Source organism: Rhodococcus sp. SBT000017, assembly GCF_003688915.1.
GTDB lineage: Bacteria > Actinomycetota > Actinomycetes > Mycobacteriales > Mycobacteriaceae > Rhodococcoides.
Genome location: NZ_REFU01000005.1, coordinates 37,133 through 49,341, shown reverse-complemented (window position 1 = coordinate 49,341; position 12,209 = coordinate 37,133). Strand labels below are relative to the sequence as shown.

The 12,209-nt window shown below is 65.8% G+C and carries 9 protein-coding genes; 5 read left to right on the top strand and 4 right to left on the bottom strand.

Annotated features, from left to right (window positions below):
* Positions 1-51: 51 nt before the first annotated feature.
* The 3 genes from AYK61_RS26820 to AYK61_RS26810 form a co-directional block, all read right to left on the bottom strand.
* A complete protein-coding gene (locus AYK61_RS26820; RefSeq protein WP_121873874.1) occupies positions 52-3,195 on the bottom strand; it encodes an ATP-binding protein in 3,144 nt (1,047 codons plus the stop codon).
* Positions 3,192-3,605: a hypothetical protein gene (locus AYK61_RS26815; RefSeq protein ID WP_121873873.1), complete on the bottom strand. Its 414-nt coding sequence runs from the start codon at positions 3,603-3,605 to the stop codon at positions 3,192-3,194. The genes AYK61_RS26820 and AYK61_RS26815 overlap by 4 nt, the downstream gene beginning before the upstream one ends.
* 203 nt (positions 3,606-3,808) lie before the next feature.
* Positions 3,809-4,153 (bottom strand): hypothetical protein, encoded by a 345-nt coding sequence (locus AYK61_RS26810; RefSeq protein ID WP_121873872.1) that lies wholly within the window; start codon positions 4,151-4,153, stop codon positions 3,809-3,811.
* Between the two features lie 1,121 nt (positions 4,154-5,274).
* Here AYK61_RS26810 and AYK61_RS26805 point away from each other — a divergent pair.
* The 3 genes from AYK61_RS26805 (at position 5,275) to AYK61_RS26795 (ending at position 9,569) form a co-directional block, all read left to right on the top strand.
* Complete coding sequence (locus AYK61_RS26805) at positions 5,275-7,710, top strand: FtsK/SpoIIIE domain-containing protein (RefSeq protein WP_183130579.1); 2,436 nt, start codon at positions 5,275-5,277, stop codon at positions 7,708-7,710.
* 69 nt (positions 7,711-7,779) lie between these two features.
* Positions 7,780-8,136, top strand: coding sequence for a hypothetical protein (locus AYK61_RS26800; RefSeq protein ID WP_037149768.1), 357 nt, complete (start codon positions 7,780-7,782; stop codon positions 8,134-8,136).
* On the top strand, positions 8,136-9,569 hold the full coding sequence (locus tag AYK61_RS26795) for a ParA family protein (RefSeq protein ID WP_052058321.1): 1,434 nt from the start codon (positions 8,136-8,138) through the stop codon (positions 9,567-9,569). The genes AYK61_RS26800 and AYK61_RS26795 overlap by 1 nt, the downstream gene beginning before the upstream one ends.
* 20 nt (positions 9,570-9,589) lie before the next feature.
* Here AYK61_RS26795 and AYK61_RS27570 read toward each other — a convergent pair whose 3' ends face one another.
* Positions 9,590-9,820, bottom strand: coding sequence for a hypothetical protein (locus AYK61_RS27570; RefSeq protein WP_121873870.1), 231 nt, complete (start codon positions 9,818-9,820; stop codon positions 9,590-9,592).
* A gap of 212 nt (positions 9,821-10,032) precedes the next feature.
* Here AYK61_RS27570 and AYK61_RS26785 point away from each other — a divergent pair, with 212 nt between their 5' ends.
* Positions 10,033-11,280 (top strand): hypothetical protein, encoded by a 1,248-nt coding sequence (locus AYK61_RS26785; RefSeq protein ID WP_147458431.1) that lies wholly within the window; start codon positions 10,033-10,035, stop codon positions 11,278-11,280.
* Positions 11,281-11,460: 180 nt separating this feature from the next.
* Positions 11,461-12,117 carry a hypothetical protein gene (locus tag AYK61_RS26780; protein ID WP_121873868.1) on the top strand — a complete coding sequence of 219 codons (657 nt, stop codon included), beginning with the start codon at positions 11,461-11,463 and terminating at the stop codon, positions 12,115-12,117.
* Positions 12,118-12,209: the final 92 nt, after the last annotated feature.

Sequence of the window (12,209 nt, the reverse complement as noted above, 5' to 3'; positions counted from 1 at the left end):
TCCTTCGGCAGGTGCGGCAGTCGGTCGGATGGGAGACAAGGCCGAAAAGGGTCAATGGGCTTTGGCGCGCGAGTCCAGGACAGCGGCGACGTGGGCGAGGTGGGTGAAATGGGTCCAGGAGGTACGCACGAGCTCGATGTCTCCGCCGAGCCGCACCAGGTAGGTCCGGGCCTGGTCGGTGCCGTCTCGCTCGGCTCGCTGCCGGCGGGCCTCGTTGGTCCGCTTGTCGTAGGTGCTCGACCGGCCTCCGCCGAGACGGTCGAAGACAGCCTCGAATCCTTCGTCGGTGTCGAGCCCGAGCAGCTTCAGTGCATTCTCACGAGCGCCGGCCGACGAACCGATACGACCGATGATGATCTCGTCGGTCTGCTGCGATTGGTCCTGGTCACTGTTTCCCTCGGCCAGATTCAGGAAGTCCGCCGCGAGCTGGGAGAGCACGAACGCCCGCACCCGAAACTTGCGGTTGTCGCGGGACAGACGCATGTTCAGGGTGCGCCCGGCCGCGGACTGGTTCAGATACCGGTTCTCGTCGAGGAACAGCAACTTCGCCAACGCAGGAGGTTTGTCGTAGACCAGACGCATCGCCAACCATGCCGCAAGCCTGATCAGTGGGGTCGCCATGCGTTCAGTGGCGGTTTGGCGACTGGGATCGCCACTGTCGTCGATCTGCAGACCGGGCATGGTCAGGATCGTCACGCGGGAATCGGCAATCGCGGAGTAGGTGTGATCGCTCGGCCCAGCGCTCTCGCCGCGGAAGAGAACCTGCGCGGCAGCGAGTTTGGACATGGTGCGCAGTTGGCGTCCTGCCCGCCCGGCCGCAGCACGTACCTCGGCCGAGACGACGGCCGAACCGGACTCTGCGGGGTCGCTGCTGGTGCCGGTGGGCACGGCCGCGAGGTGTTCGAGTTGGTCCAGAACGTCGTCGAGGGCGTTGTCCGGCCTGCCGCCGACTGCGTCGATAGCCGTACGGATGGCGTCCTTGGTGTCGCGGTCGGTGCGGTCGTCGGAGTCGAGCATGTCCAGCAGCACCGATTCGGCCAGCTCTTTGCGTTCGGCTTCGGCAGCCTCGCACGCGGCGCGGTAGGCGCGGGCGGCGGAGGCACGGGGATCGGGGGTGTCGGCGTAGGCCGGGTGATCGCTCCGGTAGGCAGCATCGTCGGGGTTCGGCTCTGCCACGACCTGGTAGACGTTGAGCAGGCCTCGCCGTGCGCCGCTGCCGGTGAGTTCGTAGACGGTGGTGAACGGTGCCAGCTCGGGCAGGTGGGCGAGTTTCTGCAACCTGCCCGACGGGTCGAGAATCACCGCGTGCGCACCCATCCGCACGGCTTGGTAGGTCAACATCCCGGCGAGGTGAGTCTTGCCGGCACCTTGGGTTCCTACGATCGGCGTCAGCCCTGATTTGTCGAAAAAATCGTGCGCGGCATACAGGTTCCAGCAGACCGGCCTGGCGCTGATGGAGGCCGTCTCGCCGAGATAGACACCTTCCTCGTCACCGATGCGGTCGGAGGCAGCGGATTGGCCTGCAGAGGCGGTGATCACGCTCATGCGCCGCTTGTGTGCGGTGTTGGCGATGGCCTCGCCCGGCATGAACTCCTTGAGCAGATGGAATTGACCGTTCTCGACGACAAGTTCGATGTTGGGTCCATAGCGTTTCTGTAGCGAGGACACCCGGTCGCGCACCTGCTGAGGGGAGTTGCCCGACACCGCCACGCGCCACCATCCCGACACTCTGGTCGAGAGTGCGCCGCCGTTGCGCATCTCGGTTTCGAGCTGACGGGAGAGCTTGTGCTGGGAGGCCAGAGAATCGGGGGGTGTCTCGTCGTGCTCGACGGTGTAGTGCCGGTACTGCGATTCGATGGCGTTGCGTTGTTTGCGGATCTCGGCGAGGGTTTCCTCGCGGGTGTGCAGGGTCAACCGCTCGGACCATTCGATCGGTACTCCGATCTCGTCACCCTGGATCTGCCACGGTGAGGCCTGCTCCGGTATCGGCAGTGCCGCCATGCGGCCGACGGTCAGGACGGTGACGTACGAGCGGTGAGTGCGGCCGTCGACCTGTGTTTCAACGACGGTGTGACCATCGCCCGGTGTGTAGGTCATGTCGGAAATTTCGCTCAGTGCGGGCAGGTCCTCGAACGCCCATCCCGCGGGTGCACCTGCAGGGGCCGGATCGGACAAGGCGGTGCCGACCGCGGCCGATCGTCGCAGGAGGTAGTCCATCGCAGCTGCGTCGGCGGGAATGGCTTCGACACCGGGGGAGAGCATGACGCGTTCGAGGTCGATGATGTATTCGGCGGCTGCAGCCTGTTCGTCGCGCAGCACTTGCTCGGACCACTGTGCGAGACGGCGACCCAGCCACGGAACGCCGGCGGACATGTCGGCGGCGTCGACGATGGCACGGGCCATGACCGAGCGCCGGTGCAGCTCGATGCCCCAGTATCGCCGTTTACGGGTCGGTGACCCGTCGAGCATCGCCATTTGGTGCCCGACCAGATAGTCCCCCCACGGCAGCCCTTCGGGGGTGTCGGGCAAGGGATTCTCGGCCAGCGCTGCATGTGCCTGCGCCCATTCGGTGACCGGCCACGGTTCGAGCACCGTCCGTCGATGCAATCGTGTGACACCTTTGGCGCGGAGTTCGGCGAGCACGAGTGCTTCGTCACGGATGAACTGGGCTTGTTCGGTGATCGGACGCATGTTCCAGGTGCCGGGGGACTGGACGAACCAGATCGTGGCGTGAGTGTCGGTGACGGTGACGTTGCCGAGTACAGCCCTCAGCCGCCAGCGCATCGACTTCTTCAACCGTGCTCGTCCACCCGGCTGTTCGCTCGCACGGGCATCCGAGGCGTGTGCACCGGTCTGCTTGCCTGTCTTGCGAGCGCGGCGACGTTGCGCACGACTGAGCTTGTCCGACGGCGCGTCCTGTTCGTTGCCGGCGACGCCGTCGTCGGTGTACGCGATCGGGGCAGAGTGCTGCGCCAGAGCGGAATTCGACCACGCGTACTCGGCGTCTGCGCCGGAGTCTCGGTATCGGCCCTCGCGCCGGCCCTGTTGGCGTTCGGTGGCCCGGTTGTCGGTATCGGCGGTGTGGAGACCGGCGTTCTGCGCGGCACGTAACCACGACGCGGGAAGCACCGGCGGCAACGCACCGGGCGGTGGCACCAAATCGGGACGGTCGTAGCGATCGTTGGGGTAGGTCACCGGGAGGTCGCTTTCTCGCTGCTACGTGTAGGTGTGGGGTCGATGCGGATACGTGCGAGCTGCTCCGAGAGCGCCACCGTGTGTGCTTGTCGCGTGGACCGTTTCGTCGATTCCGGCCGCGGTGAGGTCAGGTCGTTGAACGCCGAGCGCACCATCGAGGTGGTTGTTCGTTCGTGGCCGAGGTATTCCAGGAATCTGCGCGTGAGCCAGTAGGTGGCCCCGCCCCATGCCGTGAGAGTCCACGTGTTGATCGGCAGACTGATGATCGGATACAGCACCACATACATGCCGAAGGCGACCACTGCACCGAACCCGACGGCTTGATGTCGTATCGGCCGGGGAAAGGCTCTCCCCGGTGGCCCGAGGTAGTGCTGGTCCACGCGGAACATTTCGTCGTCGGTCTCGATCACGATGCGCTCACTTCCACCGATGGGGGTGTGGGGTGTGGGGTCGATGGCAAGCGGAAATCGTTATCCGCGACGTTCTTTGATGGCACGGCGGATGGCTATGACAAGTGCGACGCCGATGACGACGCCGCCGAGGATGGTCATGACAGACATAGGGTTCTTCGCTTCCTCTGGTTAAGGGCTGGGGGAATGGGGACGTGCTGTGATCAAAGGCCGGGAATGAACAGTCGTGCCAACGCCGTGCCGGTGTTCAAGGCGATGTCCGGTCTGGCGGAGAACCCGAACCACATCAGCCCGATAGTCGACAACGACACCACCGTCACCACACCCGACCAATTGGACTTCATGCCCTTGGTCAGGAGCACGATCGCACCGAGTCCCAACAGTGGTGGGAGAACCTGAGACTGGAGGAACGTTCCGACGCCTTGTGTTTCGATCCCGCCTCCTCCGTCCTGAGCCTGCGCGAGGACCGAAACGCCCGTGTCGATGGATTCGCTGACACCCACCGTGGAATGCACGGCGTGTGCCGCGTCGAGAAGTTGGTAGAACATGGCCGCTCCCAATTGGATTCGTATCGCTCTGCAACCATGACCGTGACAGGGAACCCAGCAGCCACCAAGAACGTGTGCACGCGCTCGGGCGTGTCGCGCACAATTGCTCGGCCCGTGGCAAGACGGGATGTGTACGGGGGGTGCGCATTCGGAGATGTGGATGTGCACGTAGAGGAAATCTGCGGTGGTTGGTGATGTGCACTGGAGGGGCAGTTGTCATGCCGCGCGCCCTGGCGAGAACAGTCGGTCGAGCCGAGGTGTGGAGTTCAGTGTTGGAGCGCGTTGTGTGTGAGTGCTGCAACGGACGCAGGCAACAGCCCGGCCGTGAATGCCACCTGCGTCCGTCTCGGATCGTCGTTGGCGCGGCCTGCTGCGTATGTGAAGTCGGCGGTGCGTGTGCCCGTGCGTGGCCCACTGTCGGCCTTGACCCCTTGGAACTGTTGAGCCAGTTCGGGTTAGCACTGGCGCGCTGTCGCGAACCACGTCGGTGTCCGGCATGGGAGTCAACGGCGCGGACGTGGGTGTGCGTAGACGGTGAGCACGGGAGTGGGAACCAGGGCGTGCACGACGCGTGTGCACGGGGGTGGATTCGGCTGCGGTGCAAGCCTCCCCCTTCGGGGGTCACTCCCCCCGGCGTTCCTTGGGGGGAGTGTAATTCCAAAACAGCGCTCGCGCAACCCCTTTGGGCAATACCCAGGTCAGCAGGGGGTCAGCCGAGGTGTCGCCAAGGGTACGTCCGACTGCGCAGCATGGGTGCGTTCGGTGCCTGCCACGGGCTCGCTCAACCCTGAAATCGGTGTGTCGCGAACTGGGGCAGGCGGTGTGCGCACCACATGTGCACCCCCATCTGACCGCATGTATTTCCATCACGCACCCAGCGTGTGCACCGCCGTGCGGACGCGGTGTGCACACCTGAACGAGACGACCGAAAAGCGTTCTGCAAAGGCAGGTTCGCCCTACCCGTTGCGGTAGCGAAGACCGCGACACGCCCGACCGCGTGCACACGTTCTTGGTGTCGAGTTGCTTTGCGGTTTCACTGGTGCCCAAGTTCGATGATCCGCGCGGACACGCCCGGATGTGGCCCAGCGGTTCGGTTGCGAGATTCGAGAGAGGAGCGGGGCATGGCATCGAAGGACCCAGTGGGCGCGTTCTTTCAGGACCTGTTCGGTGACCAGAAGCGCGGCCCGGCCAGCTCGCGCTCCACGTCCACCGACAGCAAAGAGCCGAGTTGGATTCGCCCGTTCGTTCCGCTGTCTGCATTCGCGGCCGGGCTCGCGGTGTTGGTGTGGTGGGCACCGAATGTGCTGACAACCCCCAACATCACCGACATGTATCCCGGTTCGACCACGCTCGCTGAAACCTTGATCGAGATGCGATCACGGTTGATCGCGGTCGTGGCGATCGCGGCGTCCTTCGATGCAGTGCGCATGGTCCGCCGTCGCCACCGGCGAGTGTTCGCTGCGGTCTGCGCCCAAACAACAGGCGCTGCGCCAAGCTCGATTCGGTTGGCTCCGAGAACCTCTCGTCATTCGACACCGCGTGCACAGCTGGCCTTGTCCCCCGGAACTGTGATCGACGAAAGCAGGCTCACCCGACTTCGTACAGCGGTGTCCTCGCTGTACGACGGTGTCCCGCCCGAGACACGAGCACGAGCACGTGCCGTTGCCGTGGTCGACATCGTCGTCGGTGGTCGCCTGAGCAGTTGGACCGGTGGCCGCAGCGAAGCATGGGCGACCATGGGGCAGTGGGAATACCGTGTCGACTATGCGGCGGCAAAGGCGTCGATCTCGATCACCCGAACACTGATCGCACCGGACCTGCGCAGCGAGCGACACATCATGATCGCCGACCTGTTCAGCGACGGAAAAACACTCAAAGATGTCCATGTCTCGGTCACCGATACGGGCGAGGACGGCGACGACGTCGGATTCGAGATTTCCTACAAGCGGACCTTCGCCTCCGGCGACAAGGCAAACCGCAGCAAACTGACCGGCTCGTTACTGGAAGCGCTCGGTGACCACCCGTCCGGACAACTGTGGCGGGTGCAGTGGCTCAAGGATCGCCCGGCCATCACAGTGGCGCTACGTGCACCGTTGCCGACGATGATCCTGCACCGCGCCGCAGTCATGGCGTCGCAGCTTCCGGTGCCTGCTCTCGACGACCGAGGAATCGGACCGCAGGATCTGGCGTGGCCCTTGGGAGAGGCTGCCCTCGGCGCTGGCGCATCGAGCGGGGCGGACGGGAAATCCGGTGCACTGTCGCTGAGCAAGGCGACGGCACTGTCCGGTCGGCGCATGCACATCCCTTATGCCACTGCCGAAGTGGACGACGAACTGGTTGTCGCGTACTGGAACATATCCTCGAAGTCGAACGCCCCACACATGCTCGTCGTCGGCCCGACCGGTGGTGGCAAGACCGTTCTTCTGACAACCTTGATCACCGAGCTGTCGCTGCGCGGGGTGGCCTCGATCCTGGTCGATCCCAAACGGATCGAACTACACCAGTTCCTCGGCTACCGAGGTGTCGCCGCGGTCGTCTTCGACGCTCTGCGCGCAGCGCTACTGATCGAAGCGCTGTATGCGGAGATGATCACCCGGACCCGCTACATGCAGAAGCACCGCATCGACGGCGGTGAAATGCCGCCGCTCGTGGTGATCCTCGACGAGTTCTTCATCCTTTCCGCTGCCTGGTCGCACCTGAAAGCCAACGGCAACGACATGGAGAAAGAGATCATCAAACGCGCCGACCCATTGGGCCGGATCGGGCAGCTGGTCGCCTTGGCTCGCTCGACCGGAATCCGGCTCGGACTCGGTGTGCAGCGCCCCGACGCGCAACTGTTCGGTAAGGACGCCGGCGGCGTGCGCGACAACTTCCAGTCCCGCGCATCGCTTGGACGGATGAGCACCGACGGAAACATCATGGTCTGGGCCATCGCGTCGGCAGGTGACGGTGTCGATACGTCCATCGCAGGGCGCGGAACTGTCGGCGTCGGTGGGGAACCGGCGGTCGGACAGGTGTGGTTCACCCCCAGCGTCGACACGCACTCGGCGGTGCGCGGGAAGCTCAGCGCCGAACACCTCTCGGCGGTGGACTCGCTGCTCCCCGACTCGGACGCCCCGGTGTATTGCTTCTCCGATGAGCTGGCGGTCTACCTCGCCGACGAGCACGCGCTCGTCGAGGTGATGGGTGCCGATGTGCATGAGCCAATCGCGGTCACGGCCGGCACGTCCCGCGCTGAGATCGAGGGCCGCTACGCGCTGGCTGATTCCATCGCAGACGGCGTCGCTGTCGACAGCCTGGAGCCGGGAATGTCGATCGTGCTCGAGCTACCCGGAAGCGCCGAGCCGCGCGTTGTCGACGTTCTCGCAGTCGACGTCGTGCGACCTGTTGTCCGGTCGGGCCGCGAGTCGGGGTACCGGGTCGAGGACGAAGGCGAAGTGCGCGTGCAGGTGGCCGCCGAGTCCGGTGGTTCCCGCCGGACAGTCGATGTCATCACCTACAGCGGCCTCGACACCGTCATGCTCGCCGCCCCCGAACTCGACCCGACCCCCACCTGATCCCACCGACCGACCCTCACGGGTCACCCGCACACCCATCCAGTTGAAAACCGAGAAAGGCACCCAACAATGGCCGCACGACAGATCGAACGAGCAGTACTCCTCAACCGTGAAGACATCGACACCATCAACGCGCCCTTCGTCACCAAGGGACGCTCCGATCCGTTGATCAAGGCGTTCGGTGCCGCGCTGCGCAAGTCGGCACCGGAATGGCTTCGTAACCTGAGCCCCGACGGCGACACCATCTCCACACCACGGCTCGAGGAACTGCGCGCGGGGATCGAACGTCGCCGAGCCCTGATCGACCTACTGCCCGACGGCGAAGAGAAAGACGCCAACCTTGCACCCCTGTCCGATCTGGAGCAGTTGGTGCGCGAGCTGCTCGGTGAACTCGACGGCGGGATCGGGGAGTCGGTGGCCTCGTGATGACAGCAACACCGATCAGGGTCGCCATCGACTCATCGGGTCTGCACGCGACAGCCCAAGTTCTCGACGGGCCACAACCGAGTGTCGATCTACGCGGCGCGGACAACGACGCACTGATGACAGCGGTGTTCGAGCACGCGAACGCTCAAGCGCGTGCAACGGGCACGACGGTGACGTTGGAGATCGACGCTGGACCCGAGACCGCACCGGTGCGTGTGGAAGTCGACCCCGACCAGAGCGTGCGCACCGTCGCCACGGGTCTGTCCGAACATCGAGAGCCAGCCACCACCGGGATGGGTACCGCAGCCACCCGCCCCGCCTCGCGCCCCTCATCGGTGGTGCGCGTCCCCGGCGACGCTCCACCTCCCGACCCTGAGCCACCACCGCACGAGGCACCGCGACGACGTTTCGACAGCGAGGACTCCGACCGTCGGCCCGCAACGCGCCAACCGCGCCCGACTTCGGAGCGCTACTCCCCACACCACGACACCATCGGCACCGCACCGCAGGCGTCGGCAGCAAGCCTTCGAGGCGTGGTGCCGACAGGCCCTGCGCGCCGGGGAATGCGGGGGCGGCTCAACGCGGCCCTCGGACTCAAGCTCACAGCCAGTGTCGACGAGCAAGGCGTACGGGCAGCGGAGTCGACGATCTCCGGCCCGGTCCCGGACAGGGCGGTTGTCTCAGTGATCAACGTCAAAGGCGGGGTCGGCAAGACCCCGCTCAGCTTGGCTCTCGCCTCTCAGATGGCGACCCACCGTGGACCGGGAACCGTTGCCGCGGTCGATCTGGGGGAGTCGAACAACTCGTTCGCCGACCGGATCGTCACCCCAGGTCATCCGAACTACGACACGGTCGGCTTGCTCGACCTGCACGAGAACACCGGCGGGGCGATCACCTCGGCGATGTTGAGCCGTTACTTGACGCGTCAACCGTCCGGTGAGGACGTTCTCATCGGACGCGACGATGTCGGGTTCGACCTCGGCTTCGACGACTCCGACGCACTGGCCACGCTGTTGTCGCAGTTTCGGGATCTGCTGGTTGTCGATACCGGCAACGGAGAGAACGCCGGCCGCTGGCAGTGGGCAGTCGCGACGGCTCAGGTCGTACTCATTCCGGTACCGCTCCGCGCCGACGTCGTCGCGGTCGCTCGCCGCATGATCGGGCGTATCGCGGCCCGCCGACCCCACGGGCTCGCCGGGGTCATGGTGATCATCACCGACGGACCAGGAGACACCCCGGACATCGAAGCCGACCAGATCGAACAGCTCACCCGAGGCGACGGCATCGAGGTCGTGCTCCGCATGCCGTACGAGCCGGTCTTCGCCTCCGGCCAGCCGATCACCTCCGCCAGTCTCGCTCTTCCCACCCGAGATGCACTGACGCGTCTGGGAGCACACGTCATCACCGCGCTGACCGGACCGAGGACGACATGACCCAGCCGAGCACGCCCCACTCACAGCGCGCGCCGCGCAGCATCGTGCGGCCAATCGACAACCCTGAGGGCTCCGTTCTGATCGGAGACGTCGTGATCCCTCTCGCTGATCACGACGCCACCGACCTGAACGCGGTAGCTACGACGCGATACGAGGGAACGTGCGCCGTGCTGCAGGAACGGGCGGCGATGGACTGATTCGGTCGACCACCCGAGGCGGAGGCGATAGCTCTCGCTGTCGATGGTGGTCACCCACGACGAACAACCCTGTCCAGAAGGGACATTCGATACCCATGCAACCACCGACAGCTACCACCGCCTCACCGACGTCGACACGATCGGCTGACCGCGTCGACGAGCGAACCGCAGCAGACGGTCGCCACCATTTCCGCGACGAACTCCCTCGACCCCGACCCGCAGTCGGCCGGCATCGTCGACGACCGGCCTCTCACGTCGGTGTGGCGATGTTGGTCGCCGCCGCCGCCACCGCGGCCGGTCTCGTTCTGGCCCCCGTCGCCTCTGCCGATCCCGGCCAGGGCGGAGTCACCGGCGGCAACGCCGGCCAGGGCGGAGTCACCGGAGGGAACAGCGGTCAAGGTGGAGTGACCGGAGGCGGCAACCCCGCACCCGCACCCGCACCGGCTCCGGAGCCGGAAATCATTCCGGCCCAAAACCAGAACTACCTGCCGGGCTACACCGCATCCCCCACCGTTCAGGAATACGGCTACCGGTCCTACAACACCGACTACAGCAGCGATTCCTACGCCGCCGACTACGACACGGCCTACTACGCCGCACCCACCGCGCCCACCGCGCCGACAGTGACCACCGACGTCCCGGACGCCGGCCCTGCACCCGAGCCCGCACCGGCACCGATTCCGACGGTGCAGAAGAAAGTCATCCGTCCGGTCAAAGCACCGGAGAACACAGTGATCATCGGCGGAACCGCCTACGCACGTCCAGATTTCGTGGACCCGGTGTTCGCCGACCAGTTCAACAACACCACCCAGGCAATCCAGGCCGACGGTGCCAACGCTCTGATGAACGCCGGTCTCGCCGACGCACCACAAGCCGACCGTCTCGCGGCCGGCACCGCGGCCGGCGCACTGACCGGTGCCGCCGCCGGATTCGCCGTCGGTCTCGTCCCCGGAGCTGCGATCACCGCGGGTGGCGCTGCAATCGGCGCAGGACTGGGAGTCGCAGCCACCCCAGTGCTCACGCCCGCGATCGTGTGGGCCGGTCCGGTCGGTTACGTCTTCGTGCCGGGTGCCGCGGCTCTCGCCGGTGCTGGCGTCGGCGCAGCGATCGCCGCGCCGGTCGTGGCCACCACCACCGCAGTCGGCGCTGGTGTGGGTGCGTTGATCGGTGCCGCAGCCGCCGGCGGTGAGAACGCCGTCATCGAGGAACCTGCACCCTTGCCGGCACCCGCGCCCGAGGCCGCCCCTGCGCCGTCGGCAACCCCTGCACCGCTGGCCGACATCACCACGTCAGTTCCGGGGGCTGCACAGGCTGTAGAGACGGCTCAGAACGCGATCGATCAGGCAGTCCAGCAGGCCCCCGCAGCGGTCGAGACCGTTCGGGATGCGGCAGCGTCGACGCCAGAGGGCAGCCAGGTGCTCGAGGCGGTCGATACGGCAGTCACTCAGAACGCCCCCGCGTTCGATCAGGCTCGCTCGGCAATCGACGCCGCCATTGCCGGTCTGCCCATCTGATCCGGCACCACCGGTCAGATATCGAGACCGCCACCGGGTCCCGTTGCCCGTTTCCCGCAGCAGAACAGGGACCCGGCGGCATTCGCTGGACCGGACTGCACCACGCCCCCTAGGGCCGGTCCGGTCCAGCGCCCCACCCAAGTTCCATTCTTCTTCTCGACGACGAGGTGACCGATCCCGATGCGCCACACCACCCGCCACCCCGCAGTAACCGACCTTCTTCACGACGCCGCCCCTACGTCGTCGACGTCGCCCAAGCAGCCCGGCCGCAGGCGACTGCGCCGTACGCCGGTACTCGTGGCAGGAGTCGTGGTGGCGATGGCGGTGGGCACCGGAATCGGTGTATCTGCACTGACCGACGACACGGCAACACCCGAGTCCACCACTGTCAATAGCGCTATACCAGAACAGAATTCGGGTCTCCCGGTACTGAACCTGCCCTCCGCTGAACCCACCACCGCTACCAGCACGACGGCGACGCCGACCGCCCAAGCCAGCCTCGGCGGCGACTGCGCAGCCGAACGAGGCGACCAGAAGAGCGGTGCCGGAGTGATCCGCGCGTTCCAGTACGCCTACTACATCCGCCGCGACGGAGCCGCCGCACGAGCACTGGCGACACCAACATCGTCGGTTCTCGATGCCGCAGGCCTTCAACAGAACATCGACGCCGTCCCCGCCGGGGCCACCTACTGCCTGGCGATCACCGACGTCGACGCCACGATCCACCTCGCCCGCATGACAGTCCTGCAGCCCGGCCAACCCCCGAACTCGTTCACCCAGACCATCACCACCGAAAACCTCGACGGCACATGGTTCGTCGCCACATTCCAACAATGACCACCTAGCCAACCGACAACGACGACAGCGAAAGGAGGCGAGAGAAAAAGACATGTGGATCTACCAACAGATCTGGTGGCTTCCGAGCTTGC